This window comes from Sphingobium salicis subsp. salicis, from assembly GCF_049472635.1.
GTDB lineage: Bacteria > Pseudomonadota > Alphaproteobacteria > Sphingomonadales > Sphingomonadaceae > Sphingobium > Sphingobium yanoikuyae_A.
This window is the reverse complement of sequence record NZ_JAYRCS010000001.1, coordinates 4,112,501-4,138,642: the sequence shown is the minus strand read 5'-3', so window position 1 is coordinate 4,138,642 and position 26,142 is coordinate 4,112,501. Positions and strand designations below refer to the sequence as shown.

The following is a 26,142-nucleotide window of genomic DNA, read 5'->3' as shown; positions in this document are numbered from 1 at the left end:
GTGCGCCGGCATCGTCCCTTATTGCTTGGCGTATTTCGCCTTCAGCGACAGATCATGGTCATGGTGGGATTCGCCATTGAGGTCGATCCGGACCATTTCGATCGCGCCGGTGAAGGTGCCGCCGGTCGGGCCATAATCTTCCACCACCGGCTCGCCATTGTCGTGGCCGATGTCCATGAAGTCGTCGAAGGAGAAGATGGCCGGCACGGTTTTTTCGATGTGCCCCGTGCCGATCGCCTTGCCGTTCGCGGTGAAGGTCACCGTGCCGCCCTTGCCGGCGCCGCCGCCATCATAGGCGAAGTCGAGCAGCAGGTCGTGGCTGCCCTTGCCCAGCGGTTCGTCCGCGCGCACGATGAAGGTTTCCAGCCCCACCCAGTTATGGGCATAGGCGAGCACGCCGTCCTTCATGTAGAAGCTCCAGCCGCCAAACTTGCCGCCCTGGGCGATGATCGCGCCATTGGCCGGCTCCGCGCCCAGCTCCACCTTCGCGGTGACGGTGAAATTGGTGTTCTTGACGTTCGGGACCGTATTCTCGTTCATCCGGGTCATCCCCGGCAGGAAGGTCATGGAGGTGCGGCCGTTGAGCAGGTCCGGCCGGCCGGCGACGCGGGCGTCGAAGCGTTCGCGCTGGCGCGGGTCGAGCGGCAGGACATTATATTTGGTCGCCTCGATCAGGAAGCGGTCCTGCAGCTTGCGCAGCATCTCGGGGTTCTTGTCCGCGATATTATGCGCCTGGGTCCAGTCGTCGGGGCCGTACAGTTCCCATATGTCATCCTCGATCTCGCCCACTGTCTCGCGCTTGTCGGGCCAGGGCAGGCGGTGCATCGTCATGGCGGTCCAGCCGTCATGATAGATGCCGCGATTGCAGCCGATCTCGAAATATTGGGTCGTGTGCCGGTCCTCCGCCTCGGCCTCGTCGAACAGATAGGCCATGCTGACGCCTTCCAGCGGCTTTTGCTGGATGCCGTTGACGAAATCGGGTTCGGGCACCCCGGCCAGTTCCAGGATGGTCGGCGCGACGTCGATCAGATGGTGGAACTGGTGGCGCAGCTCGCCCTTGGTCTTGATCTTCTCGGGCCAGCGCATCGCCATGCCGACGCGGGTGCCGCCCCAGTGGGACGCGACGATCTTGCTCCACTGATAGGGGGCGTTCATCGCATGGGCCCAGCCCGAGGGCATATGGTTGAAGGAATTGGGGCCGCCAATCTCGTCGAGCCGCGGCAGGATGTCCGCCGTCGTCATGCCGATGCTGTTCTGGTACGCCATTTCGTTGAAGGTGCCGTAAGGCCCCGCCTCCGCGGACGCGCCATTGTCGCCCATGATATAGATGACCAGCGTGTCCTTCAGCACGCCGCGTGCCTCCAGCGTGTCGAGCAGGCGGCCGACATGATGGTCGGTATGGGTGGCGAAGGCGGCATAGGTTTCGGCCAGGCGGCAGGAAACCTTGCGATCATCGTCGGTCAGTTCGTCCCATTCGGGCAGCCATTCGGTCGGCGCCGTCAGTTCCGCATCCTTGGGGATGACGCCCAGTTCCTTCTGCTTTGCGAAGGTGATCTCCCGCTGCTTGTTATAGCCATGGTCGAACTTGCCCTTGTACTTGTCGACCCATTCCTTGGGCACATGGTGCGGGGCATGGGTGGCGCCGAAGGAGAGATAGGCGAACCAGGGCTTGTCGGGCGTGAAGGTCTGTAGCGAGCCGGTCCAGTTGAGCACCTGATCGACCAGATCCTCGGTCAGGTGATAGCCTTCCTCGATGGTCTTGGGCGGCTCGATCGGGGTCACGCCATCGACCAGTGGCGGGGCATATTGATTGGTGTCGCCGCCCAGGAAGCCATAGAATTTCTCGAACCCGTCGCCGATCGGCCAATGGTCGAACGGGCCGGACGGGCTGGTTTCCCAGGTCGGTGTCTGGTGCATCTTGCCAAAGGCGCCGGTGCTGTAGCCATTATATTTGAGGATCTGGGCGACGGTCGCGCAGGTATCCGGGCGCAGGCCGGTATTGCCGGGCATGGCGGTCGCCACTTCGGTGACGCCGCCCATGTTCACCGTATGATGATTGCGCCCGCACAGCAGCGCCTGGCGCGAGGGCGAGCAGAGCGCGGTGGTGTGAAAACGGGTGAAGCGGATGCCCTCCTTCCCGACTCGTTCGGCCGTCGGCATGAGGCAGGGGCCGCCAAAGGCGCTGCTGGCGCCAAAACCCATATCGTCGATCAGCACGATCAGCACGTTGGGGGCGCCGGCCGGCGGGCGCAGAAACTCCTTGGCCGGCGGGCTCTGCGCCTCCTTGGCGTTCATCGGCGTGTCGTGCGGCGGCACGCGCTCCGGGATCGGCAGGACATAGCGATTGAGTTCGGGCGGGCTCTTGCGGGTCGACATGCTGCTATCCTCGTTCGCGATGGACGTGACGGAACGAAGCCTAGTCGGGGCGGCCATATTGGCTATTGGGGTTTCCCCCGATGCCCGGTGCTTGATGCCCGATGCGGGGGGTGAACGCATGCACCACTTCCCCCCATCCGCCACAGCCCCTACATCTCCCTCGATGCCACCCGCGCTTCCTCCCATCCTCACCGACTGGTTCGCATCGCGCGGCTGGCGGGTGCGGCGGCATCAGAGTGACATGCTCATGGCGGCGCAGCGGGGAGAGCATGCGTTGCTGGTCGCGCCGACCGGGGCGGGCAAGACGCTGGCGGGCTTCCTGCCGACGCTCGCCGACCTGATCGCGAACCCCGCCGATGGGCTGCACACCCTCTATGTCTCGCCCTTGAAGGCGCTGGCGGTCGATGTGCGGCGCAACCTGCTGACGCCGATCGAGGAAATGGGGCTGCCGATCCGGGTGGAGACGCGCACCGGCGACACGCCGTCCGACCGCAAGGCGCGGCAGCGGGTGCGCCCGCCGCAAATTTTGCTGACCACGCCCGAATCCCTGTCGCTGCTGCTGAGCTATCCCGACGCGGCGCTGCTGTTCGAGCATCTGCGCACCGTCATCGTCGATGAGGTCCATGCCTTTGCCACGCAGAAGCGCGGCGACCTGCTCAACCTGTCGATGGCGCGGTTGCAGGCGATCAACCCGGACCTGCGCCGGGTGGCGCTGTCGGCGACCGTGGCCGATGTCGATGCCTATCGCGCCTGGCTGGCGCCCGATGGCGATATCGATGCGGTGACGCCGGTGCTGGGGGAGGCGGGGGCGGAGCCCGACGTCACCATCCTGATCCCGGAGGGGCGGGTGCCCTGGTCGGGCCATTCGGGCAAATATGCCGCGAGCCAGGTGATGGCGGAGATCGCCGCGCGGCAGACCACGCTCGTCTTCTGCAACACGCGCGGCCTGGCCGAACTCATCTTCCAGGAATTATGGTCGGTCAATGACGCGAACCTGCCGATCGCCATCCATCATGGCAGCCTGTCGATCGAGGCGCGGCGCAAGGTCGAGACGGCGATGGCGGCGGGCAAGCTGCGCGCGCTGGTGGCGACCGCTTCGCTGGACCTCGGCGTCGACTGGGGCAATGTCGACTGCGTGATCCAGATGGGCGCGCCCAAGGGCAGCTCGCGCCTGCTCCAGCGCATCGGCCGCGCCAATCACCGGCTCGACATGGCGTCGGAGGCGATATTGATCCCCGGCAATCGCTTCGAATATCTGGAGGCGCGCGCGGCATTGGACGCGGTCGAGGCGGGCGAGCGGGACGCCGATGATTTCCGCCCCGGCGCGCTCGACGTGCTGGCCCAGCATGTGATGGCGATCGCCTGTGCCGGGCCGTTCCGCGAGGAAGAATTGCTGGCCGAGGTCCGCTCCGCCACCCCCTATAGCGCGCTGACCGACGAGGGCTTTGCCCATGTGCTGCATTTCATCGAAGGCGGCGGCTATGCGCTGCGCGCCTATGACCGGTTCAAGCGGCTGGTGCGAGAGGGTGACGGCACATGGCGGGTGTCGCATCCGAAATTCATCCAGCAGCACCGGATGAATGCCGGCATCATTGTCGATCAGCCCGCGCTGGCGGTGCGCTTCGCCAATGGGCGCAAGCTCGGCACGGTGGAGGAGGGGTTCGCCGCCACCTTGCGGCCGGGCGACAGCTTCTTCTTTTCCGGCATGGCGCTGGAGGTGGTGCGGATGGACAGCAGCGACCTGGTGGTCCGCGCCACGAGCAAGACGGCGCGCATCCCCAGCTGGGGCGGCACCCGCATGGCGATGTCGACGCGGCTGGCCGACCGGGTGCGCCATTTCCTGGCCGAACCCGACGCCTGGCACCGCTTCCCCGACGATGTGCGCGAATGGCTGGAGGTGCAGCGCGCCCGTTCCGCCCTGCCGCAACCGGGGCAATTGTTGGTCGAAACTTTCCCGCATGAGGGGCGCCATTATATGGTCTGCTACAGTTTCGAGGGCTGGAACGCGCACCAGTCGCTCGGCATGTTGCTGACCCGGCGGATGGAGAGCCAAGGGCTGATGCCGCTGGGCTTCGTGTCGAACGATTATGCGCTGGCGGTCTATGGGCTAAAGCCCGTGACCGATCCGCAGAGCCTGTTTTCCGCCGATATCCTCGACCATGAATTTGTCGACTGGGTCGAGCAGTCGAGCCTATTGAAGCGCGCCTTTCGCGATGTCGCCGTGATTTCCGGCCTGATCGAGCGCCAGCATCCCGGCAAGCGCAAGACCGGGCGGCAGGTCACCTTCTCCACCGACCTCATCTATGACGTGCTGCGCAAATATCAGCCCGACCATCTGCTGCTCAAGGCCGCCTGGGCCGATGCGCGGGCGCGGATGACCGATGTCGGGCGGCTGGGCGACCTGATCGACCGGGCGGCATCGACCATGCTGCATGTGCCGCTCGACCGGGTCAGCCCGCTCGCGGTGCCGCTGCTGATCCTGATCGGCCGCGAACAGGTGGCGCAGCGCGATGCCGAGGACGCGCTGCTGATCGAGGCCGAGGCGCTGGTGGCGGAGGCCATGCGCGCGGATTGAGGGGGGCGACCGTCCCAACACCGTTCGCCCTGAGCGAAGTCGAAGGGCTCGCCCGACCGAAGGGAGGGCACTTCGCTCCGCTCAGTGATGGGCTTCGACTTCGCTCAGCCCGAACGGAATGGAAGATGGCCTACCCCGGCAACCCGTTCAACCTGGCAAAGGGATCGTCGCTGGCATCCTCCTGCCAGCGATATTCGGTCCGGTTGGCGACCCAGCGGGCCATTTCCTTGCCATAGAGTTTGGCGATCAGGCCCAGTGCCATGTCCGTCCCCGCCGAAATGCCGGAGGAGGAGATATATTTGCCGTCCTCCACCCAGCGCGCATGGGGAATCCAGGCGACCTTGGCCCCCTGCGCCGTCGCCCAGGCCCAGGCCATCTTGTTGCTGGTCGCCTTGACCCCGTCGATCAGCCCGGTCTTCGCCAGAAGGCCGGAGCCCGTGCAGATCGTGGCGACCTGCGGCGTATCCTGTGCCAATGTCCGCACGGCGGCGAGGAAATCGGGGTTGTTCACCTCCCGCCGGGTGCCGAGGCCGCCGGGGATCATCACGATGTCGAGTTTCGGCGCATCGGCAAAGCCATGATCGGCGATCGTCTGCGGCCCGGCGCCGCTGCGCACCGGTCCGGCCTTGTCGGCGATCATGACGATCTCGACCCGGTCCTTCAGCATCCCGAACATTTCCAGCGGCCCGAACACGTCGAGCAGCTCGAACCCGTCGAACAACACCATGCCCAGCTTCTTTTTCGGCCCACTTGGCGGCACGGGCGGCTGCACGGAAAGTTGCGCGGAGACAGTCGTGCCGGTCGCGGCGAGCGCGATTCCGGCGGTCAGGAGAAAGTTACGCCGCGCAACATCGGCTTTGGACTGGTCGCTCATCGTCACATGCTCCCTGTTTGCCGGGTTAGACGAGTGATGGCGGCGATCCCGCCTATTCGCCGCCGTCCTTGATGCCGCCGCAGCCCTTCAGCACGCCTTCGCCGAAGGAAAGCTGCACCCGGTCGGACCAGATGGCGTCGCTCATTCCGTCGCTGCACGGCCCTTCGGTGACGGTCATGGCAAAGCCATCGCCCAGAAAGCGGATGGCGCGGGGATCATCGGTGCGGATGACGGGATAGCGCAATGGATGATGATCGGGCCGCTGCAAGGTCGCGACCGATCCGGTAACGGTCACCGCCCAGAAAGGCTCGGTGCCGATCGCGCGATAATCCTCCTGCGGTGGCGGGGGAGGTGGTGTTTCACGGGAAACAGCGGCGGGCGCCGGTTGCACAGCCGGGGCAGCGGCCGGTTCGGGCGTGGCGCTCTCATTGGCAACGATCGCCTGGTTGAGCGCCGGGGCGGCGTTGGCGATTGCCTTGTCGGCGCGATTGTCGACCCTGTTCGGCGGCACCGGATCGCCCGAGCAGGCGGCGAGGGCCAGCAGCCCTGTCACCATCGCCGTCACTTTCACGCGCCGGCCCGCCGGAAACAATGGGCGGCATGATCGTCGACCATGCCGATCGCCTGCATCCAGGCATAGACGATGGTCGGGCCGACGAACTTGAAGCCGCGCTTCTTCAGATCCTTGGAGATCGCCTCCGACAGCGGCGTCTGGGTCGGGAAGCTCTTGCCGTCGCCGATGATCGGCCCGTCGGGCGCGAAGGACCAGACATAGGCGGCGAAATCCTCGCCGGCGTCGCGCATCGCGCGATAGATTTGCGCGCCCTTGATCGTCGCCTCGATCTTGGCGCGGGCGCGGACGATGCCGGGATCGGCCATCAGCCGTTCGACATCATGGGGGCCGAAGGCGGCGACCTTGTCCGGATCGAAGCCGGCAAAGGCGGCGCGAAACCCCTCGCGCTTGCGCAATATGGTGATCCAGCTGAGCCCGGCCTGGAACCCCTCCAGCATCAGCATTTCCCACAGCATGCGCGAATCATGCTGGGGCACGCCCCATTCCGCGTCATGATAATCCCGGTAGAGCGGGTCCGGCCCTACCCAGCTGCAGCGTGGCAGATCGGTCATGGGTTTTGGGTGCGCCTGACGGCGCACAGCGCCGAACCGGCCCGCGCCACCACCCGGCCGCCCAAGAGATTATCCTGATTGGGTGGCCGGGTGGGGGCGCGGGCGGGCATCGTCATCCTATCAAACGTCCAGGTTGGCGACGTTCAGCGCATTGTCCTGGATGAATTCGCGGCGCGGTTCGACCACGTCGCCCATCAGCTTGGTGAAGATTTCGTCGGCGACGTCGGCCTGTTCCACCTCGACGCGCAGCATCGAGCGATTGTCCGGGTCCAGCGTGGTTTCCCACAGCTGTTCCGCGTTCATTTCGCCCAGACCCTTGTAGCGCTGGATCGACAGGCCCTTGCGGCCGGCGGACAGGATCGCTTCCAGCAATTCGCTGGGGCGCGAGATGTTGACGCCCTTGGCCGACACGGCGGGCAATTCGTCCTCGCCCAGTTCGTCCTGCGCGGCGACGGCCTTGGCCGAGACCAGGCGGCTACCCTTGGCATAGCTTTCCGCCTCTTCGCTGGCGGTGCCGTGCAGCTTGCGCGCTTCGGCCGAACCCAGGAAGCCATGTTCGATGACATGATGGTCGGTCACGCCGCGCCACAGCCGTTCGAAATGGAAGCCGCCGCCTTCGGCGATGCGGCCGGTCCACTTGCCCTCGGGATCATGCGACGCGATCCAGGCGACGGCGGTTGCCAGCCGTTCGGCCAGCTGTGCCTCGGACAGTTCGGGATCAAGCGCGCCGGTCAGGCCCAGCGCCTCGATGATCGCCGGGTCGTAGCGACGCGGCACATAGCGCATCACCGCGCGCATGCGGCGGGCATGGTCGATCAGGCTGCGCAGATCGTCGCCGGTGCGGGCGCCGCCGGTGGTTTCCAGCGCCATCGTGTCGACGCCATTGTCGACCAGATATTGCTCCAGCGCCGCCTCGTCCTTCAGATAGACTTCGGACCGGCCGCGGCTCGCCTTGTAGAGCGGCGGCTGGGCGATGAAGAGATGGCCCGCCTCGATGATCTGGGGCATCTGGCGATAGAAGAAGGTCAGCAGCAGCGTGCGGATATGCGCGCCGTCGACGTCGGCGTCGGTCATGATGACGATCTTGTGGTAGCGCAGCTTGTCCAGGTTGAAATCGTCGCGAATGCCGGTGCCCATCGCCTGGATCAGCGTGCCGACTTCCTTGGACGAGAGCATCTTGTCGAAGCGCGCGCGCTCGACGTTCAGGATCTTGCCCTTCAGCGGCAGGATCGCCTGATTGTGGCGGTTGCGGCCCTGCTTGGCCGAACCACCGGCCGAGTCACCCTCGACCAGGAAGAGTTCGGACTTGGCGGGATCGCGTTCCTGACAGTCGGCCAGCTTGCCGGGCAGCGAGGCGATGTCCATCGCGCCCTTGCGGCGGGTCAGTTCGCGCGCACGCTTGGCCGCTTCACGGGCAGCGGCGGCGTCGATCACCTTCTGGACGATCATCTTGCCATGGCCGGGATTTTCTTCCAGCCATTCGGCCATCTTGTCGGCCATCAGGCTTTCGAGCGGCTGGCGCACTTCGGAACTGACCAGCTTGTCCTTGGTCTGCGAGCTGAATTTGGGATCGGGCAGCTTGACCGAGACGATCGCGGTCAGGCCTTCGCGCATATCCTCACCGGTGAGGCTCACCTTCTCCTTCTTCAGCAGGCCGGTCTTTTCGGCATAGCTGTTGAGGGTCCGGGTCAGCGCCGCGCGGAACGCGGCGAGGTGGGTGCCACCATCGCGCTGCGGGATGTTGTTGGTGAAGCAGAGGACGTTCTCATAATAGGAATCGTTCCACTCCAGCGCGACGTCGATGGTCACGTCGTCGCGGGTGCCGGCGATCGCGATCGGATCGGGCATCAGCGCATTCTTGTTGCGGTCGAGATATTTGACGAAGGCCGCGATGCCGCCCTCATAATAAAGCTCGACTTCCTTCTTCTCCTCATGGCGCGCATCGACCAGGAACAGGCGCACGCCGCTGTTGAGGAACGCCAGCTCGCGATAGCGATGCTCCAGCTTGTCGAAATCATATTCGGTCTGGTTCTTGAACGTGCCGCCATCGCCCGGCACCTTCTCGGTCGAGGCGAGGAAGGTCACGCGCGTGCCCTTCTTGCCCTCAGGCGCATCGCCGATCACCTTGAGCGGCGCGGTGGCATCGCCATAGGCGAAGCGCATCCAATGTTCCTTGCCGTCGCGCCAGATGTTGAGGTCCAGCCATTCGGACAGGGCGTTCACCACCGAGACGCCCACGCCGTGCAGGCCGCCCGATACCTTATAGGCATTGTCGTCCGACGTGTTCTCGAACTTGCCGCCCGCGTGCAGCTGGGTCATGATGACCTCGGCCGCCGACACGCCTTCTTCCTTGTGGATGCCGGTCGGGATGCCGCGGCCATTATCCTCGACGCTGACGCTGTTGTCGGGGTTGAGCGTGATGACGATCCGGTCGCAATGGCCGGCCAGCGCCTCGTCGATCGCATTGTCGCTGACCTCGAACACCATATGGTGCAGGCCCGACCCGTCGTCGGTGTCGCCGATATACATGCCGGGCCGCTTGCGCACGGCGTCGAGGCCTTTCAGCACCTTGATGCTGTCGGCGCCATATTCATTGCTGTTGGGGCTGTTCTGCTGTTCGTCGCTCATACCCAGCATATAGGGAATGGCGCCTCGAAACTAAAGCGAAACATGGCGGCTTCCACCCGGCTTTGGGGCGGTTTATCAGGCGCTCATGCGTGTTGTCCCGATCCTTGCCCTGATGCTGCTTTCCGCCTGTTCGCGCAGCAGCGAAGTGGCCGACGAATTGCCCAACAGTTCGCTGGCCGGCGCCCCGCGCGAGGCGATGCCCGAAACCCGGATCGAGGCGACCCTGGCCCGGCCGGTGACGATCGGCGAGGATGGCCCCCGGCTCGACGCCTGCGGCGCGATGGGACAGGCGACCCGTGTCGGGCCGCAGGGATTGAGCGTCCGGTCCGCGCCCTTTGCCGAGGCGAAGGCGCTGGCGCAGCTGGCCGAAGGCGCGCGGGTGCATGTCTGCACCCGCAGCATCGACCAGAAATGGCTGGGCGTGGTGATCCCGCCGCCAGCGCCCGAAGGCGCGGCACCGACCGATTGCGGCGTGCGCGAACCGGTCGACCGCAAGCAGGCTTATGCCGGTCCCTGCACCAGCGGCTGGGTCTCCAGCGCCTATGTCCGGCTGGTGGCCGGCTGATTACAGCCCGCCCAGATAATCCAGCTTGCCCAGCGGCACGCCGGCCTGACGCAGCAGGGCATAGGCGGTCGTCAGGTGGAAATAGAAATTGGGCAGCGAGAAGGTCAGCACATGGCTGCGCCCGGTGGAGGAAAATTCGCCGCGCGAAGTCTTGAGGGTAACGGTCGCCTCCTCGCGCCCGTCGATCCGGTCGCGCGGCACCGATTCCAGGAAGGCGATGGTGCGGGCGATGCGATCCTGCAGGTCGGCGAACGTCTCTTCCGTGTCGGGCAGGGGGAAGGGCTCCAGTTCGCCGATGCGGATGACCGCGCCCTTGGCGCTGTCGGTGGCAAGCTGCACCTGCGCGGTCAACGGGCGCATATCCTCTATCAGGCGGGCGCCGGTCAGCGTGGCGGGATCGATCCCCTGTTCGGCGGCAAAGGCGGCGCCCTTGTCCAGCAGGGTGGACAGAGTGCGCAGGCCGCGCAGGAAGGCCGGGACGGTCAGGTCGTAAAGTTCGGTCGCCACGTTGCGAGGATTCCCTTCATTCGATGCCGGTGAAGACCAGCTTCTGCACGCGGCGGCCGGTATTCACCTCGGTCGCATAGATATTGCCGGCGCTGTCGGTATCAATGCTGTGCAGCCAGGTGAATTGCCCCGCCTGTCGCCCGATCCGGCCGAAGGCGCCAAGGATCGTGTGAGTCTTGCGCTCCAGAACCCAGATGCGGCCGTTCATCATGTCGGCGACATAGAGATAGGTCTGGTCGGGATCGGGCGAGAAGGCGATGTCGGTAACCGTGTGGGTGCCGCCGGTTTCCGGCGCGATCGCCAGGTCGCGCACGAAAGTCAGGCCGCCATCCTTCTCGCGTTTGAACAGTTGCGCGCGGTTATTGTTGCGGTCGCAGACATAGAGGTGGCCGTCCTTCGTCGGCACCACGCAATGGACGATGCTGTTGAAGATGGCGGACTTGGGATCGGCGACCCTGCTGGGATCGACGGCATGGCTCTGGTCGAACGTGCCCTGCAGCACCGGTCCGCTCGGCGGCTTGGCATAGGCGCCCCAGCGGCCCTTGTAGCTATTGGTCCGGTCGTCGAAGCCGATCACCCGTCGGTTCACATAGCCGTCGGATATCAGCACCATGCCGTCGCTGTGATTGACGTCGGACGGGTTGCCGAGCTGGTCGGTCGCGTCATTGCCGCCGGTCTTGTCGCGTCGGCCGAAGCTGCGGATATATTTGCCCTCCGGCGTATAGTTCATGACGACATGGTCGCCCTTGCCATTGCCGCCGAACCAGACGCTGCCGGCCTTGTCGACGAAGATGCCGTGCAGGCTTGCGGGCCATTGATTGACGCCGTCGACCGTGGGGGCGCTTGCTGCGCCGCCCCAGCCGCCCAGATAGCGGCCATCCTGGGCGAAGCGCACCACCGGCGGGGCCGGCTTGCAGCAGACGGCGGTGGCGGGCGATTCGGCGAGGCCCGTGTCAGTGGCGGTCAGGCTGTGCGGGCGATGCACGACCCAGACCGAATCGTCCGGACCAACCGCAACGCCGCTGACCTGGCCCAGCAGCAGGTCATCGGGCATGGCCGGCCAGGCGGCATCGACCTTGAAGCGCGGCATCTTGGTGCCGGCGGGTGCGATCTGTTCGAAGGCGAGGGGAGCGAGCGCCTGCTCCGGCGGCGCGGCGGAGGCCGCGACGGCGAAGGGCAGGGTAAGGGCAGCGGCGAGGAAGGCGCGCATCGGCGGGGACTCCTTGATCGTCGGGAATGGCGGAGGCGGGATCATGCCCGACTGCCCGGTCCGGTCAAGGCCGGTCCGGTCAAGGAAGGTGCGACGCATTTCCAACGGGAAAAGGACCGGCCGACGGGTTTCTGTCGGCCGGTCAGGGGGCAACTTATGCCGCGATCGCCGGGCGCTCGGGCGGCGTGATCGTGAAGAAGGGCAAGGCATGGTGGACGATCCAGCCGATCGTCGCGGCATAGACAATGGTGCCGATGCCGACCGTGCCGCCCAGCATCCAGCCGGTCGCCAGCACCGCGATCTCGATGCCGGTGCGCACCCATTTGACCGGCCAGCCATTGCGGCGGCACAGGCCCGTCATCAATCCGTCGCGCGGACCCGGCCCCAGCCCGGCGCCGATATAGGCGCCACCAGCAATGCCATTCAGCAGGATCCCCGCGCCCAGCCAGGCGGCGCGCATCGCATAGCCATCCGGCGTCGGCAGATAATGGAGGCTGATGTCCACCGCCGTGCCGATCACCACTATGTTGCAGACCGTGCCGATCCCCGGTCGCTGCCGCAATGGCCACCAGAGCAGCAGCACGACCGCACCGACCAGGTTGACCGTCATGCCGAAGCTGAGGCCGAGCTTGGGCGCCAGTCCCTGATGCAGCACATCCCAGGGATCGAGCCCCAGATTGGCGCGCAGCATCAGCGCCATGGCAAAGCCGTAGAGCACAAGGCCCCAGAAGAGCTGGAAGAGGCGGCGGGTCATCATCATGGGCATCAGACCTAGCCAAATTGGCCTTTTACAAAAGGACCAATGGCGCGTAAGTGGCCTTCAAATCTCTCTGATTGGATTGATCGTCATGTCCACTTCCTTCCTTCGGCCTCCCTCGCTGCTGCGGCTGCTGGGCGCCTGGCGCGCGCAGGACAGCGCCGAGCCGGCCTATCGCCAATTGGCGCAGGCGCTGCGGATGCTGGTGCTGGACGGGCGGATCGGCCTCAATGTCCGGTTGCCGGGCGAGCGGGAACTGGCCGCCGCGCTCGGGCTCAGCCGCACGACGATCGCCGCTGCCTTCGACCGGCTGCGCGACGAGGGCTATCTGGAAAGCCGGCAGGGATCGGGGAGCGTCACGCGCCTGCCGCCCGGCCGGGTCGAGACGCCGACGCCAGACATCGATGGGGTGACCGGCGACAATCTGCTCAACTGGACCCATGCCGCGCTGCCGGCGGCGCCCGGCGTGGGCCTGGCCTATGCCCATGCGGTCGAGGCGCTGCCCGCCTATCTGGGCGACCTGGGCTATGATCCGCTCGGCCTGCCGGTGCTACGCCGGGCGATCGCCGGCCATTATGAGCGGCGTGGCTGCCCGACCGATCCCGACCAGATCATGATCACCAACGGCGCGCAGCAGGGTTTCTCGCTGCTGCTGCAATGGCTGGCGGGGCCGGGCGACCGGGCGGTGATCGACCATCCCACCTATCATAATGCGATCCAGGCGTTGCAGCGGGCCAATGTCGTGCCGGTGCCGGTTGGCCTGCCGGTCCATGGCTGGGATATCGACGCGATGGACGCGGCCTTCCGCCAGACCGCGCCGCGCTTCGCCTATATCATCGCCGATTTCCACAATCCCACCGGGCGCAGCATGGACCCGGCGACCCGCCGCGCGCTGGTTGCGGTGGCGATGCGCACCCACACGCCGTTGGTGATCGACGAGACGATGGTGGCGATGGGCCTCGACGGATCGCCGCCGCCGCCGGTCGCCTGCCATGATCCGTCCGGCCGCCATGTCATCACCTTGGGGTCGGCCAGCAAGATCTTCTGGGGCGGGCTGCGCGTCGGCTGGATCCGCGCCGATCCGCAGACCGTGGCAGCGCTCGGCCGCATCCGCACGACGATGGACATGGCCAGTCCCGTGGTCGAGCAGCTTGCCGTCGCCCAGCTGATGGACGCGGACGAGGGGCTGGGGCCGCGCGCGGCGATGCTGCGCGACCGGCGCGACCATCTGCTGGCGCAACTGGAACAACATCTGCCGCACTGGCGGGTGGAATCGCCGGCTGGCGGCCTGTCGCTCTGGGCCGAACTGCCCCGCGCGGAAGCGAGCGCGCTGGCGGCATTGGCCGGCAATCATGGCGTGCGCATCGCGGCTGGGCCGCGCTTCGGCGTCAATGGCGCGTTCGAACGGTTCCTTCGCCTGCCCTTCACCCTGCCGCAAGCGCAGCTCGACATGGGCGTGGCCCGGCTGGTGGAGGCGGATGCGCGGCTCCACGCCCGCACCCCGCGCGGCCGCGATCCGCTGGCCCTCGCCCTGGAGGCTGACCGATTGATCTGACCCATAAGAAAAGGGCCGCGCGGAGATGTTCCGCACGGCCCTTTTCAATCGGCTATACCGAGAAGGGCTCAGCCCTTCTTCTTCTCGGCCTGATAGCGTTCGATCGCTTCCAGCGTGATCCGCTTGGCGTCTTCCGCGCCACCCCAGGTGCCGATGCGCACCCACTTGGTCTTTTCCAGATCCTTATAGTGGGTGAAGAAATGCTCGATCTGCTCCATCACGATGGTGGGCAGATCGTCCTTCTCGCCGACATTATTATAATAGGGGAAGGTCTTGTTGTCCGGCACGCAGACCAGCTTCTCGTCGCCGCCGGCTTCGTCTTCCAGGTTCAGCACGGCGATCGGGCGTGCGCGCACGACCGAGCCGGGCACGAACGGCGAGCGGGCGATGACCAGCGCGTCGAGCGGATCGCCATCGGGCGACAGGGTGTGCGGCACGAAGCCGTAATTCGCCGGATAGCGCATCGGCGTGTGCAGGATGCGATCGACGAACAGCGCGCCCGAGGCCTTGTCGAACTCGTACTTCACGGGTTCGCCGCCAACCGGCACCTCGATGATGACGTTCAGGCTGTTTGGCGGATCTTCGCCGACGGGGATCAGGTCAATATTCATGCATCTTCGCCTTTTACATGCGGTTGCTTGGAAATCTTCAGGTGCGCGGCTGCAGCAGCTTGTCGAGGCTGCCTTCGCCGGTGCCGGTCTTTTCGAGGTGCGGATAGCGCAGGCCATCCGAATAAGCGAGGGTCAGGGTACGATAATATTTGTCCTGCTTTAGGATAAGCTGGATCGGCTTCTTCGCGTCCTTAGCCTCGGTCAGCGCCGTCTTGAATGCGTCGCTCGAATATTCATTGCCGTTCACCGCAATAATCTTCGATCCTACCGCAAGGCCGGCCTTGAATGCTGCGCTGTTCCAGATCACCGCCGCGATATCGCCGTCATTCTTGACCGTCAGGCCCACGCCAAAGCTCTGGTCGACCGTCTTCTGCGCGCCTTCGGCCGCCTTGGTGATGGCATTGGGCGTATCGGTATAGACCAGCTTGTAGCCGCCCAGGGTGAAGCCGCCCTTGGGTGTTTCCGTGGTGGGGCTGTCGACATATTTGTGGAACAGGCCGGCCCAGTCATAGGGGGCGACGCCGTTCAGCGTGTCGATCACGTCCTGGCGATTATAGACGACCTGGCCCCAGTCACCCGGCTTGATGCCGAAAAAGGCCTTGGCGAAATCGTCGATGCCCTTGGCGCCCTTGGTCTGCTGGCGCAGGATGCCGTCGACCTCCAGCCAGATCATCAGGCCTTCATTATAATAATCCTCCGACCGCTGCCAGTTGGCCCAGCCCTTGGGACGGCGGGCGGAGATGATCGGATCATTGGTGGTGTCCACCATCGGGCGCCATTCGCGGCCGCGCGTGGTGTCCAGCTTCGCTGCGATCTGGGCATAGGCGTCCAGCGTCTCCTGCTTGGAGAACATGCCCGAACGGGCGCCCAGCACATAGCCCCAGAACTGGGTCTGGCCTTCATAGACCCACAGCAGGCTGTCCTGCATCGGCACGTCGAAATTGGGCGTCCACAGCAGGTCGGGGCGACGGAACTTGCCGTCCCAGCTATGGGTGAATTCATGCGGCAGCAGGTTGCGGTCGAGCAGTGCCTCGCCCGAATCCCATTTCTTGAAATAGCCCGGCTCGACCTGATTCTCGGACGAGCGATGATGCTCCAGGCCAATGCCGCCCATTTCGTCGGTGATCGACAGCAGGAAATCATAATGGTCGAAATGATAGGTGCCGAACGCGGCGCCGGCTTCGGCCACCAGCTTCTTGTGCCTGGCGATCTGGTCATTGTTGAACACCAGTTCGTCGGCATCGTCGGCAACGATGTTCAGCGTGACGTTGTGGCCCAGGTCCACCGCCTTGAAATGGGTGCCGGCAAAGACCGGCGAGTCCTGCAGCGCTTCATAGTCGATCACGTCATAGGCGATGGTGTCGCCGCTGCGCTTGCCGCGCAGCGCGGTCGCCGCCTGCCAGCCGGCGGGATAGGTGACATTGGCCTGCACCGGGATCTGGCGGGTATAATAGCCCGCCGGGTAGAGCGAGACATCTTCCCACTGGATATTCTGCATCTTGGGCGTCACGACGACGCGGCCCTGGTTGGTCGCGGTTGCCGACAGAAACTGGAACTGCGCCACGACCTGCTTGGTGCCGGCCGGCACGTCGATCTCGAACGCGTAGACGTTGAGCGGATTGCGCTTCCAGCTGATCGGCTTGCCGTCTGCGGTGAAGGTCAGGCCGGTCAGCTTTTCGATCGGGCCGCGCGGGGCATGGTTGCCGGGCAGCCATTCGGGCATCAGCAGGGTCATCGGGCCGCTCGCCGCGACGGGAATGGTTTCCTTCACGCGGAAGATGCGCTGCACCGTGTCGGTGGCGTCGACGTCAAGGCGGATCGTGCCGCCCGGATAGGGGACATCCTTGGGCATCGGCTTGGCGCTGTCGACGGGCATGGCGGTCGGCTTGGAACGGATGACATCCTGCGCCAGCAACGGGCTGGCAATCGCGGTCGAAAGGCAAAGGGCGGCAGCAAGGCTGCGGATCATGACGGTCTCCAGAAAAGGAACGGGGGCCGGACGGCCCGTCTGCCCCAAGCATGGCGGGGCGAATCGCCCGCGTCCACCCCTTATGCCGCCATAAAAAGCGCGTTTCCTTGGGCCGCGATTATCGTTAAAGGCGCTGCCCCATGGCGAAGATCGAAACGCCGCGCCCGGTGCGCGGAACGCAGGACATGTTGGGCGGCACGGCGGAGGCGTTTCAGGAACGCTTCGCCCATGTCGTCGCCACCTTTGACCGGGTGCGCAAACTCTATGGATTCCAGCGGGTTGAAGTGCCCGTCTTTGAATCGACCGCGGTGTTCGCCCGTTCGCTGGGCGAAAGCACCGACGTCGTGTCGAAGGAAATGTACACGTTCGAGGATCGCGGCGGTGACAGCATCACCCTGCGCCCCGAATTCACCGCCGGCATTTCGCGCGCCTATATTACCGAGGGCTGGCAGCAATATGCGCCGCTCAAGGTCGCGACCCATGGTCCGCTGTTCCGCTATGAGCGCCCGCAAAAGGGCCGCTTCCGCCAGTTCCACCAGCTCGACGCCGAAATCCTGGGCGCGGGCGAGCCGGCGGCCGATGTCGAACTGCTGGTGTTGGCCGACCAGCTACTGCGCGAACTGGGCGTGTCGGAAGGCGTGACCCTGAACCTCAACACGCTGGGCGACGCGGAAAGCCGCGAAGCCTGGCGCGCCGCGCTGATCGCCCATTTCGAGGCGCATCGGGGCGAGCTGTCGGAAGAAAGCATCGACCGGCTGGCGAAGAATCCGCTGCGCATTCTCGACTCCAAGGATCCGCGCGACCGCCCGATCGCCGACAGCGCACCGGACATCGACGCCTATCTGACGGACGAGGCGCGCAGCTTCTTCGACAAGGTGACCAGCGGCCTCGACGCCGCCGGTGTCGCCTGGGAACGCAATTCGCGGCTGGTGCGCGGCCTCGATTATTATCGCCACACCGCGTTCGAGTTCATCACCGACCGGCTCGGCGCGCAGGGCACGGTGCTGGGCGGCGGCCGCTATGACGGCCTGATCGAAAATCTGGGCGGTCCGTCGACCCCGGCGGTCGGCTGGGCGGCGGGGATCGAGCGGCTGGCGATGCTGATCGACCAGCCGGCGATCGACAAGCCGCAGGTCGTGTTGATCCCGATGGGCGAGGCGGCCGAAGCGAAGGCGACCGGCATCATCGCCGATCTGCGCCGCGGCGGCATCGCCTGCGACATGGGCTATCGCGGCAATATGAAGAAGCGGATGCAGCGCGCCAACGCGTCGGGTGCCGCCTGGGCGATCATCCTGGGCGACGACGAACTGATGCGCGGTGAGGCGGCGGTCCGCAACCTTGGCACTGGCGAGCAGCAGGCGGTTGCGCTTGATGCCCTGATTGGCACGGTGACGGCACTCTGATGCACATTTCCGCCGAACGCATCGCGCAGATCGAGGCGCGCCGGGACGAGGTGCAGGCGTCGATGACGCGCGCCGATCTCGCGCCCGATGCGTTCGTGAAACTGTCCAAGGAATATGCCGAGATCGAGCCGGTGGCGCGGGCCGCGCATGAAGTGCGCCGGCTGCGCCAGGAACTGCGCGCGCTCGAACAGATGGCCGGCGGCGAGGACAGCGATGCCGATCCGCTGATGCGCGAAATGGCGCAGGAGGAAATGCAGCTGCTCAAGGGGCAGTTGCCCGATGCCGAACGCGCGCTGGCGCTGCAGCTGCTGCCCAAGGATTCGGCCGATGCCCGCCCGGCGATGCTGGAAATCCGCGCCGGCACCGGCGGGGATGAGGCGGCTTTGTTCGCCGGCGACCTGTTCCGCATGTATCAGCGCTATGCCGATACCCAGGGCTGGAAGATGGAGATGCTCTCCGCCAACGCCTCGGAACAGGGCGGTTTCAAGGAAGTGGTCGCCAGCATCAACGGCACCGGCGTCTTCGCCAAGCTGAAGTTCGAGAGCGGCGTCCATCGCGTCCAGCGCGTGCCGGTCACCGAAAGCGGCGGTCGCATTCATACCAGCGCCGCGACCGTTGCGATCCTGCCCGAGCCGGAAGAAGTCGACGTCCAGATCGCCGATAGCGACCTCAAGATCGACATCTACCGCGCCTCGGGCGCGGGCGGCCAGCACGTCAACACCACCGATTCCGCCGTGCGCATCACCCATTTGCCGACCGGCATCGTCGTGACCCAGCAGGATGAGCGTTCGCAGCACAAGAACAAGGCCAAGGCGATGCAGGTGCTGCGCGCCCGCATCTATGAGGCGGAGCGGGAGCGCACCCAGAGCGAACAGGCCGGCGCGCGCAAGGCGATGGTCGGATCGGGCGACCGGTCGGAGCGCATTCGCACCTATAATTTCCCGCAGGGGCGCGTGACCGACCACCGCATCAACCTGACCCTGCACCGCCTGCCCGAGATTCTCGAAGGGCCGGGCCTTGCCGAAGTGATCGACGCGCTGGTGGCCGAGGATGAGGCCGCGCGCCTCGCCCAGCTGGACGGGGTGGCGTGAGCGTCGCCGATGCGCTGCGCGACGCCACTGTCAGCTTAAGCACGATCAGCGACACCCCCCGGCTCGACGCCGAACTGCTGATGGCCCATGCGCTGGGCATCGGTCGCAACGACCTGTTGCTGCGCCAGCGCGACCTGTCTGTCCCTGTCACTTTCGCTGTCCATTTGCAGCAGCGGCTGGCCGGCGCGCCGATCGCCCATATTCTGGGCAGCCGGGATTTCTGGACGATCAGCCTGGCCGTCACGCCCGACGTATTGATCCCGCGCCCCGACAGCGAGACGCTGATCGAGGCGGCGGTCGATCATTTCCGTGACCGGTTGCCCACGACCATATTGGATCTGGGCACCGGATCGGGCGCGCTGCTGCTCGCCGCGCTCGACCAGTGGCCCGATGCGACAGGGCTGGGCATCGACGCCTCGGCCGCCGCGCTGGCGGTGGCGCAGGGCAATGCCGATCGGCTGGGCATGGGGACGCGCGCGTGCTTCCAGCTGGGCGATTGGGCGGCCGGCGTGACCGGGCCATTCGACCTGCTGCTGATCAACCCGCCCTATATCGCGACCGACGCGCCACTCGCCGGCGATGTGCTGCATGATCCGGCCAGCGCGCTGTTTGCTGGCGCCGACGGGCTGGACGATTATCGCCGCATCGTGCCGCAACTGCCTGCGCTGATCGCGCCGGGTGGCATGGCCGCGATCGAGATCGGCTATGATCAGGGGGAAAGCGTGTCGGCACTGCTGCGGGCACAGGGGCTGGGCGTGTCGCTGCGCCGCGACCTTGCGGGGCATGATCGCTGCCTCGTCGCCACGCCGGGTGAATAAGAAGGCGGGATTTCACGCCACCACAGCGAAAATTGCTTGGTTTATCGCGTGAATGCCATTACATCGGGATCAGGAAAACCGCTATTCCGGCGACATGGCCTTATCAGGCCATTGATGGATAAGGCATTTTCCTGCTCCTGAAAGTCAAGATGGCGCTGCTGCGCAAGCGCCTCTGGTGGCTGAGGGCGTGATCCGCACCGGATCATGTCTGGCGGAGCCACATCCGGCCCCACGGAAGGGGCGGTGCTTGGGGATAGCAGCTGAACAGTGTTTTCAGTGAATATTATCATAGCGAACGCAAGGATCATGTCTTGATCAACAACCGGCAGGCCGGTCGCCGCAATCGCGGCCGGAATAATAACAACAACGGTCGTCCCAATGGCGGTAACCGGGGTGGTGGCGACAACGGCAACCGTATCGACAACCGCGCCCGCGGCAATGCGGCCCAGCTTCTTGAGAAATACAAGAATATGGCGCGCGATGCCCAGATGGCCGGCGACCGTGTGAACGCCGAATATTATCTGCAGTTCGCCGATCATTATTTCCGCGTGCTGGCCGACAATCGTTCGCGCCAGGAGGAGCAGCAGCAGCGCTTCCGCCGGAATGACGAGAATTTCGACGACGAAGGCGAAGAGTTCGAGGGCAATGAGGACGGCGCCGAAGAGGGCCGCACCGAACAGCCCGAGCGCGCCGAGCGCGATTATGACCGCCGCGAACCGCGCGGCGAGCGCCAGGATCGTGGTGACCGCAATGATCGGGGCGACCGGGGCGACCGCAATCGTCGTGACCGCAATCGTCGTGATCGTCCGGTGGCCGAGGAAGGCGTCGAGCAGCAGCCGGTGGCAGCCGAACAGCCCGCAGAACTCGCAGCCGAACCGGCTGCCGAAGCGCCCAAGCCGCGTCGCGGTCGCCCGCGCAAGGCCGATGCCGCGCCGACCGAAGCGAATGAAGGCCTGGATGTCAGCATCCTGCCGCCCTCGATCGCCCGCGCTGATAATGACAGCGACACCGACGTGACCGAGGAAGCCCCCCGCAAGCGCACCCGTCGCGCCCGTCCGGCGACCGAAGCCGCCGAATAAGCGCGGCTTTCGAGCAACCCCTAGAACAAAAAGGGCGGTGCCATCCCGGCGCCGCCCTTTTTGTTTGCAAATATAGCCGCTTGGGGCAGAAGATCGTCGCATGAGAGCCTGATCGTTTGAGGCGGAAGCGCTTTGCGCTTTCACCGATGACGTGAATCAGGCTCTCTTCAAGGTCTTGGGAGTGCAGACCTGATGACGACTGTCCGCCTGTTGACCGGTCTGGCGCTGATGCTGCCGGCCGCCGCCTTTGCCCAGACCGCTGCTGTCGATCCCACCGGCGCCACTGCCCAGGGCGATGTCGCCGTCACCATCTATAATGGCGGTCCGTCGCTGGTGCAGGATGACCGGCAATTGAGCGTCAATGCCGGCCGCAACCGCATCGAATTTCCCGACGTGTCCGCCCGCATCCGGCCCGAGACGGTGAACCTGTCCGGCCCCGGCTTCTCGATCGTCGAGCAGAATTTCGATTTCGACCTGCTCTCGCCCGACAAGCTGATGGACAAGGCGGTGGGGCAGGAAGTGACCCTGGTCCGCACCAACCCCGCGACCGGCGCCGAGACGCGCGAGCGTGCGAAGATCCTGGCCGCCAATGGCGGCATCGTCATGCAGATCGGTTCGCGGATCGAGGTGCTGCGCGACGATGGTCTGCCGGTGCGGGTGATCTTCGACCGGGTGCCGCCCAATCTGCGCGCCCGCCCGACCCTGTCGGTGACGATCGAGGCCGCGCGCGGCGGCACCGTGCCGGCCCGGCTATCCTATCTGACCCCCAATCTGGGCTGGACCGCCGACTATGTCGCGCTGTTCGACGCGGCCAAGGGCGCGATGGACATGCAGGGCTGGGTGACGCTCACCAACAATACCGGCACAAGCTTCACCAATGCGAAGACCATCCTGATCGCCGGCAATCCGGCCAATGGTGGCGGAAGGCATAACTGGTGGCAGTCGTCTAGCGGCGCGATCGACCAGGCCGGCACCGAAAGCGGCCCGCGCGAGCGGCTGGGCGACTATTATCTCTATCCGCTGGCCGATCGCACGACCATCGCCAATGCCCAGCAGAAGCAGGTCAGCTTCCTCGACGTGAAGGGCGCGCCGGCGCGGGCCACCTATGAATATCTCAATAGCTGGATGGGCAGTTCGACCGAACCGATGAGCGCGTCGAGCGTGCTCAAATTCTCGACCTCGAAACAGGGCGGCCTCGGCGATCAACTGCCGGCCGGCACGATCCGCGTCTATATGCGCGACGCGCGCGGTGATCCGCAGTTCATCGGCGAGAACAGCATCGACCATACGCCGATGGGTTCCTCGATGGCGCTGCGTACCGGCGAGGCATTCGACGTCAAGGTGCGCCCGACCGTCGAGCAGCGCACGAAAAAGGGCAGCCAGCGCTGGGAAACGCGGATGCGCTACACGCTTACCAACGCCCGGCCCGAAGCGGTGACGGTCGACCTGGCCCAGCAGGGGCTGTGGGGTGACACCCGCGTTACCGCACAAAGCCTCGAAGGCAAGCGCGTCTCCGCCGACCGGATGGAATGGAGCGTGCCGGTGCCGGCCAATGGCTCGGTCGATCTCAGCGTCACCTTCGATTCGCGCTACTGACCGGGCCGGCGCCGTGCTGCTGCGCGTCCTTGTCCTTCTTATGCTCTGCCTCGGCATCGCGCCAGCGCGGGCGGGGACGGTGGTTTCGGCCAAGGCCGATTCGGTCTCGGTCACCGTCTATCGCCAGCCCGATCGTGTCAGGGGGGCGATCGATCCCAAATGGCCCGGCGGCTATGCGCTGATCAATGAGACTCGCATCATCGATCTACCGCGGGGCGACTCGGTGGTGCGGTTCGAGGGCGTGGCAGAGGGGCTGATGCCCGAAACCGCGATCCTCTCCGGCATGCCGCAGGGCGTGCGGGAGAAGAATCGCGATGCCCGGCTGCTCTCGCCGGCCGGTCTGGTCGACGCCTATCTCAAGCGCAGCGTTATCCTGCGCCGCACCGATCGCAAGACCGGCAAGGTCAGCGAGCAGGACGCGATCATCAGCGCCGGGCCGATGGGCGGCGTCATCGTCCAGACGGCGCAGGGCTATGAGGCGCTGGGGTGCAGCGGCCTGCCCGAACGCATGCTCTATCCGCGCGTGCCGACCGACCTGTCGCCGCGCCCGACGCTATCGGTGATCGCCACCAGCGCCCGGCCGACCCGCGTCACGCTGCAACTCACCTATCTGGCCGAGGGCTTCGACTGGGCCGCCAATTATGTCGCCGACATGCAGGATGATGGCCGCCATCTCGATCTCATGGCCTGGCTGACCGTGGCCAATGGCGGCGTCACCGGCTTTGCCGACGCCCGGCTCAGCGTCATCGCCGGCCAGCCCAACAAACAGGGGCGCAAGGCGCAACCGCGCTCGACCGGTGGCCCGCTGTCGCTGCGCTGCTGGCCGATGGACATCACCAGCACTCATCCGCAGTGGGAACTGTTCCCGATCGACATGCCACAGGCCGAGGCGATGATGGATTCGGCGCAGGAAATCGTGCTGACCGCGCGTCGCGTTCCCGCGCCTATGATGGCCGCGCCGCCACCCCCGCCGCCGCCTCCACCTCCTCCACCGCCGGAGGATGTCGGCGACCTCAAACTCTATCGCGTCCCGGTGACGGTCGATGTCGCGGCGAAAGGCCAGAAACAGGTCGCCCTGCTGCGCCAGCCCGACGTGCTGGTCGAGCGCCTCTATGCCGCGACCCTCGACTATAGCGACGGCAATGGCCGCTCACGCCCGATGACGCTCCGCCTGCGGCTCCAGAATCGCAAGGCCGACGGCCTGGGGCTCGCCATGCCTTCGGGACGCGTCGCCCTGTTCGAAACCGTCGATGGCCAGCGCCTGCTCGCGGGCGAAACCGACATTGGCGACAAGGCGGAAGGCGAGCGGGTCGATTATGACATCGCCCAGAGCGCCGATGTTCGCATCATGGCGGTCATTGGCGGCCAGTCGACCAAGGCGCGACGCTGGACGCTGACCCTCACCAATGCGCGGCCGTTCGACGCGACGGCGGAAATCCTCATTCCCCACGACATCGCGCCGCGTCCGACCCAGATGGAGCGCCGCGGCAATAGCTGGGTGTGGCGCGCCATCATCCCTGCCAATGGGCAGGTCAGCTATAGCTACGACCAGAAACTGCGCTGACCCCCTCAGTCGCCCGGAATGGGGCGGGGCCGGTGGGTCTCGTCCAGCGCGACGAAGGTGAAGACGCCGCTGGTCAGCGCCACCGTTTCCGCGCCGCCGCCGCGAGTCGCCACCACGTCGATGCGGATCGCCACCGATGTGCGGCCGCGCTTCTCTTCCTTGGCATAGACCGACACCAGGTCGCCCATCAGGATCGGCGAGATGAACTTCATGCTTTCGATCGCGACCGTGGCCACCGCGCCCTGGGCGATTCGGCCCGCGACGATGCCGCCGGCAATATCCATCTGGCTCAGCACCCAGCCGCCGAAAATATGGCCATTGCTGTTGATGTCGGCCGGACGCGGCACGACCCGCAATATCACTTCGCGATGGGGATCAATCGTCAAGCGGCACCTCGTCCTTCAGCCGGTCCATTACCTGGTCGTCATGCCCCGTCCCGGCGGAGAGGAAGACGAGCGCCATCAAGCCCGTTCCCAGCATGAAGGTCAACCAGACGCCCAATATGGTGGCGATGATCATGTGAACCGGCATCGGCCCGGTCCATAGCCGCAGGAACAGCAGGGCCGCGCCGACGCATAATGCGCCGATCAGCGCCATCCAGAGCATGATCCGGCGGAATCGCGACCAGGCGATTGCGGCGATCCGGGGATCGTCCAGGCCCTTTTTCTCTGTCATTCTCTTGCTCTCCTCCCTTTTCTTTGCGCCGCGAAAGTGGGATCATCAAGCGCAGAGACAGTAAGTCCACAAAAGGAGAGCGGCCATGACCATCGCGGCAATCTTGCAGGGCAAGGGGCGCGACGTCGTCCAGGTCCAGTCGACCGACAGCGTCTTGTCGGTGGTGACCTTGCTGGCGGATCGGCGGATCGGCTGCGTGCCGGTGGTCGATGGCGGTCAGGTGGTCGGCATCTTTTCCGAACGCGATGTCGTCTATCGTCTGGCCCAGCAAGGGGCAGAGGCCCTGAACCACACGGTCGCCGATGTGATGACCCGGCCCGCGATCACCATCGACGACCAGATGCCGGTGATCCACGCCCTGTCGCTGATGACCAAGCGGCGCATCCGCCATCTGCCGGTGGTGAAGGGCAGCGACCTGATCGGCCTAGTCTCGATCGGCGATCTGGTGAAGTTCCGCATCGACAATATCGAATCGGAAGCCGCCGCCCTGCGCGACTATATCCAGACCGCCTGACGAACCGCGGCAGTCCGCCGATTCGCGCTGCGGATCAGGCGGGCGCCTGCACCGGCGGTGCGCGGCGCACGATCAGGCGTACCAGTTCCATCAACGTGCCGCGCGCGCACAGCATCAGCGCCGCCAGGAAGGCGATGCCGCCGGCCGGCACCAGGATCGCCAGCCGGATCGGCGCGGCGAGCGGCGGCAGCAGGCGGTCGATCACCAGCACCACGCCAGCCATCAGGATGGCACAGCCCAGCCCCGGCGCGGCGGCACGAATCAGGTCGATCGCACGCAGCCCCATCGGCCCGCCTGCGAGCCGTGCGGTGACGATGGTCAGGATCGGGAAGGCGCCCAGCCATGCCCAGGCCAGGCCGATCGCCCCCCACTGGATACCGATCAGGAAAGCGGTGGCCATCAATATCGCCCCGATCGCGGCGATTCGGGCGGTGGTGCCGGGGCGACCCAGCGCATTGCTGACCGGCGCGAACATCACCTGCAGCGTCATGAACGGCATGGCGAGCGCCAGAATCGAGACGAACGGCGCCATCTCCAGCCATTTCTGGCCGAACAAGGTCTCGACCAGCGGTTCTGCGGTGACGGCCATGCCCAGATAGATGGGGCAGGAGATCAGCATCAGCAGCCGCACCGCCTTGCAGAAGGACCAG

At 65.7% G+C, this 26,142-nt stretch carries 23 protein-coding genes (1 of these 23 running past the window's edge); 10 read left to right on the top strand and 13 right to left on the bottom strand.

Going from position 1 to position 26,142, the window contains the following annotated elements; all coding sequences use genetic code 11:
• Positions 1-18: 18 nt before the first annotated feature.
• Positions 19-2,376, bottom strand: a complete 2,358-nt coding sequence (locus tag VHN57_RS19985) for an arylsulfatase (RefSeq protein ID WP_278985150.1) — start codon at positions 2,374-2,376, stop codon at positions 19-21.
• 163 nt (positions 2,377-2,539) lie between these two features.
• On the opposite strand from VHN57_RS19985, the gene VHN57_RS19980 reads away from it, so the two are divergent.
• Entirely contained in the window at positions 2,540-4,951 is a 2,412-nt protein-coding gene (locus VHN57_RS19980) for a ligase-associated DNA damage response DEXH box helicase (RefSeq protein ID WP_278985147.1), read from the top strand.
• Between the two features lie 130 nt (positions 4,952-5,081).
• On the opposite strand, the gene VHN57_RS19975 is transcribed toward VHN57_RS19980, so the two are convergent.
• The 4 genes from VHN57_RS19975 to gyrB all read right to left on the bottom strand — a co-directional run bounded on the left by VHN57_RS19975 (position 5,082) and on the right by gyrB (position 9,578).
• Positions 5,082-5,825 carry a DJ-1/PfpI family protein gene (locus VHN57_RS19975; protein WP_278985145.1) on the bottom strand — a complete coding sequence of 248 codons (744 nt, stop codon included), beginning with the start codon at positions 5,823-5,825 and terminating at the stop codon, positions 5,082-5,084.
• A 52-nt stretch (positions 5,826-5,877) separates the two neighbouring features.
• On the bottom strand, positions 5,878-6,417 hold the full coding sequence (locus VHN57_RS19970) for a COG3650 family protein (protein ID WP_423285016.1): 540 nt from the start codon (positions 6,415-6,417) through the stop codon (positions 5,878-5,880).
• Positions 6,393-6,950, bottom strand: coding sequence for a DNA-3-methyladenine glycosylase I (locus VHN57_RS19965; protein WP_136185895.1), 558 nt, complete (start codon positions 6,948-6,950; stop codon positions 6,393-6,395). Before VHN57_RS19965 ends, VHN57_RS19970 begins: the two co-directional genes overlap by 25 nt.
• A 120-nt stretch (positions 6,951-7,070) precedes the next feature.
• Positions 7,071-9,578, bottom strand: a complete 2,508-nt coding sequence (gene gyrB, locus VHN57_RS19960; protein ID WP_278985141.1) for a DNA topoisomerase (ATP-hydrolyzing) subunit B — start codon at positions 9,576-9,578, stop codon at positions 7,071-7,073.
• An 85-nt stretch (positions 9,579-9,663) separates the two neighbouring features.
• Between gyrB and VHN57_RS19955 the strand changes: the two genes are divergently transcribed.
• Positions 9,664-10,143, top strand: a complete 480-nt coding sequence (locus VHN57_RS19955; RefSeq protein WP_099233899.1) for a hypothetical protein — start codon at positions 9,664-9,666, stop codon at positions 10,141-10,143.
• Here the strand turns inward: VHN57_RS19955 and VHN57_RS19950 are convergent, their stop codons facing one another.
• The 3 genes from VHN57_RS19950 to yczE form a co-directional block, all read right to left on the bottom strand.
• The gene (locus tag VHN57_RS19950; RefSeq protein WP_278985137.1) at positions 10,144-10,650 is read right to left on the bottom strand and encodes a DUF1993 domain-containing protein; all 507 of its coding nucleotides are present in this window, start codon (positions 10,648-10,650) and stop codon (positions 10,144-10,146) included.
• Positions 10,651-10,666: 16 nt separating this feature from the next.
• The gene (locus VHN57_RS19945) at positions 10,667-11,860 is read right to left on the bottom strand and encodes an NHL repeat-containing protein (protein WP_341462713.1); all 1,194 of its coding nucleotides are present in this window, start codon (positions 11,858-11,860) and stop codon (positions 10,667-10,669) included.
• A gap of 154 nt (positions 11,861-12,014) precedes the next feature.
• The gene (gene yczE, locus VHN57_RS19940; protein WP_278985133.1) at positions 12,015-12,620 is read right to left on the bottom strand and encodes a membrane protein YczE; all 606 of its coding nucleotides are present in this window, start codon (positions 12,618-12,620) and stop codon (positions 12,015-12,017) included.
• Between the two features lie 88 nt (positions 12,621-12,708).
• On the opposite strand from yczE, the gene yczR reads away from it, so the two are divergent.
• Positions 12,709-14,172 (top strand): MocR-like transcription factor YczR, encoded by a 1,464-nt coding sequence (yczR, locus tag VHN57_RS19935; protein ID WP_423285013.1) that lies wholly within the window; start codon positions 12,709-12,711, stop codon positions 14,170-14,172.
• Between the two features lie 68 nt (positions 14,173-14,240).
• Here the strand turns inward: yczR and ppa are convergent, their stop codons facing one another.
• Both ppa and VHN57_RS19925 read right to left on the bottom strand, forming a co-directional pair.
• Positions 14,241-14,783: an inorganic diphosphatase gene (gene ppa / locus VHN57_RS19930; RefSeq protein WP_004209136.1), complete on the bottom strand. Its 543-nt coding sequence runs from the start codon at positions 14,781-14,783 to the stop codon at positions 14,241-14,243.
• Between the two features lie 37 nt (positions 14,784-14,820).
• Positions 14,821-16,752 carry a M61 family metallopeptidase gene (locus VHN57_RS19925; RefSeq protein ID WP_278987633.1) on the bottom strand — a complete coding sequence of 644 codons (1,932 nt, stop codon included), beginning with the start codon at positions 16,750-16,752 and terminating at the stop codon, positions 14,821-14,823.
• Between the two features lie 140 nt (positions 16,753-16,892).
• On the opposite strand from VHN57_RS19925, the gene hisS reads away from it, so the two are divergent.
• From hisS to VHN57_RS19895, 6 genes are all read left to right on the top strand, one after another.
• A complete protein-coding gene (gene hisS, locus VHN57_RS19920) occupies positions 16,893-18,155 on the top strand; it encodes a histidine--tRNA ligase (protein ID WP_278987634.1) in 1,263 nt (420 codons plus the stop codon).
• Positions 18,155-19,246 carry a peptide chain release factor 1 gene (gene prfA, locus VHN57_RS19915; protein WP_010335732.1) on the top strand — a complete coding sequence of 364 codons (1,092 nt, stop codon included), beginning with the start codon at positions 18,155-18,157 and terminating at the stop codon, positions 19,244-19,246. Before hisS ends, prfA begins: the two co-directional genes overlap by 1 nt.
• The gene (gene prmC / locus VHN57_RS19910; protein ID WP_278987636.1) at positions 19,243-20,064 is read left to right on the top strand and encodes a peptide chain release factor N(5)-glutamine methyltransferase; all 822 of its coding nucleotides are present in this window, start codon (positions 19,243-19,245) and stop codon (positions 20,062-20,064) included. The genes prfA and prmC overlap by 4 nt, the downstream gene beginning before the upstream one ends.
• 311 nt (positions 20,065-20,375) lie before the next feature.
• Positions 20,376-21,143, top strand: a complete 768-nt coding sequence (locus tag VHN57_RS19905; RefSeq protein WP_278987637.1) for a DUF4167 domain-containing protein — start codon at positions 20,376-20,378, stop codon at positions 21,141-21,143.
• 192 nt (positions 21,144-21,335) lie between these two features.
• Positions 21,336-22,739 carry a DUF4139 domain-containing protein gene (locus VHN57_RS19900; protein WP_423285009.1) on the top strand — a complete coding sequence of 468 codons (1,404 nt, stop codon included), beginning with the start codon at positions 21,336-21,338 and terminating at the stop codon, positions 22,737-22,739.
• Between the two features lie 13 nt (positions 22,740-22,752).
• Positions 22,753-24,303: a DUF4139 domain-containing protein gene (locus VHN57_RS19895; RefSeq protein ID WP_423285007.1), complete on the top strand. Its 1,551-nt coding sequence runs from the start codon at positions 22,753-22,755 to the stop codon at positions 24,301-24,303.
• 5 nt (positions 24,304-24,308) lie between these two features.
• On the opposite strand, the gene VHN57_RS19890 is transcribed toward VHN57_RS19895, so the two are convergent.
• Both VHN57_RS19890 and VHN57_RS19885 read right to left on the bottom strand, forming a co-directional pair.
• Positions 24,309-24,689, bottom strand: a complete 381-nt coding sequence (locus VHN57_RS19890; protein WP_278394469.1) for an acyl-CoA thioesterase — start codon at positions 24,687-24,689, stop codon at positions 24,309-24,311.
• Complete coding sequence (locus VHN57_RS19885) at positions 24,679-24,978, bottom strand: hypothetical protein (protein ID WP_004209126.1); 300 nt, start codon at positions 24,976-24,978, stop codon at positions 24,679-24,681. Before VHN57_RS19885 ends, VHN57_RS19890 begins: the two co-directional genes overlap by 11 nt.
• 85 nt (positions 24,979-25,063) lie before the next feature.
• Here VHN57_RS19885 and VHN57_RS19880 point away from each other — a divergent pair, with 85 nt between their 5' ends.
• The gene (locus VHN57_RS19880) at positions 25,064-25,492 is read left to right on the top strand and encodes a CBS domain-containing protein (protein ID WP_004209125.1); all 429 of its coding nucleotides are present in this window, start codon (positions 25,064-25,066) and stop codon (positions 25,490-25,492) included.
• A 34-nt stretch (positions 25,493-25,526) separates the two neighbouring features.
• Here VHN57_RS19880 and VHN57_RS19875 read toward each other — a convergent pair whose 3' ends face one another.
• On the bottom strand, positions 25,527-26,142 hold the end of the coding sequence (locus tag VHN57_RS19875; protein WP_278987861.1) for a lipopolysaccharide biosynthesis protein. Its footprint extends 872 nt past the window's final position; 616 of the gene's 1,488 nt are visible here — the last part of the coding sequence; the start codon falls outside the window, past its right edge — the gene reads right to left on this strand; its stop codon occupies positions 25,527-25,529.

Excerpts from the sequence above, each read along its gene's own strand:
- VHN57_RS19985 (WP_278985150.1), bottom strand. The coding sequence starts at position 2,376 with ATGTCGACCCGCAAGAGCCCGCCCGAACTCAATCGCTATGTCCTGCCG.
- VHN57_RS19980 (WP_278985147.1), top strand. The coding sequence starts at position 2,540 with ATGCCACCCGCGCTTCCTCCCATCCTCACCGACTGGTTCGCATCGCGC.
- VHN57_RS19975 (WP_278985145.1), bottom strand. The coding sequence starts at position 5,825 with ATGAGCGACCAGTCCAAAGCCGATGTTGCGCGGCGTAACTTTCTCCTG.
- VHN57_RS19965 (WP_136185895.1), bottom strand. The coding sequence starts at position 6,950 with ATGACCGATCTGCCACGCTGCAGCTGGGTAGGGCCGGACCCGCTCTAC.
- gyrB (WP_278985141.1), bottom strand. The coding sequence starts at position 9,578 with ATGAGCGACGAACAGCAGAACAGCCCCAACAGCAATGAATATGGCGCC.
- VHN57_RS19955 (WP_099233899.1), top strand. The coding sequence starts at position 9,664 with ATGCGTGTTGTCCCGATCCTTGCCCTGATGCTGCTTTCCGCCTGTTCG.
- VHN57_RS19945 (WP_341462713.1), bottom strand. The coding sequence starts at position 11,860 with ATGCGCGCCTTCCTCGCCGCTGCCCTTACCCTGCCCTTCGCCGTCGCG.
- yczE (WP_278985133.1), bottom strand. The coding sequence starts at position 12,620 with ATGATGATGACCCGCCGCCTCTTCCAGCTCTTCTGGGGCCTTGTGCTC.
- yczR (WP_423285013.1), top strand. The coding sequence starts at position 12,709 with ATGTCCACTTCCTTCCTTCGGCCTCCCTCGCTGCTGCGGCTGCTGGGC.
- ppa (WP_004209136.1), bottom strand. The coding sequence starts at position 14,783 with ATGAATATTGACCTGATCCCCGTCGGCGAAGATCCGCCAAACAGCCTG.
- VHN57_RS19925 (WP_278987633.1), bottom strand. The coding sequence starts at position 16,752 with ATGATCCGCAGCCTTGCTGCCGCCCTTTGCCTTTCGACCGCGATTGCC.
- hisS (WP_278987634.1), top strand. The coding sequence starts at position 16,893 with ATGGCGAAGATCGAAACGCCGCGCCCGGTGCGCGGAACGCAGGACATG.
- prfA (WP_010335732.1), top strand. The coding sequence starts at position 18,155 with ATGCACATTTCCGCCGAACGCATCGCGCAGATCGAGGCGCGCCGGGAC.
- VHN57_RS19900 (WP_423285009.1), top strand. The coding sequence starts at position 21,336 with ATGACGACTGTCCGCCTGTTGACCGGTCTGGCGCTGATGCTGCCGGCC.
- VHN57_RS19885 (WP_004209126.1), bottom strand. The coding sequence starts at position 24,978 with ATGACAGAGAAAAAGGGCCTGGACGATCCCCGGATCGCCGCAATCGCC.
- VHN57_RS19880 (WP_004209125.1), top strand. The coding sequence starts at position 25,064 with ATGACCATCGCGGCAATCTTGCAGGGCAAGGGGCGCGACGTCGTCCAG.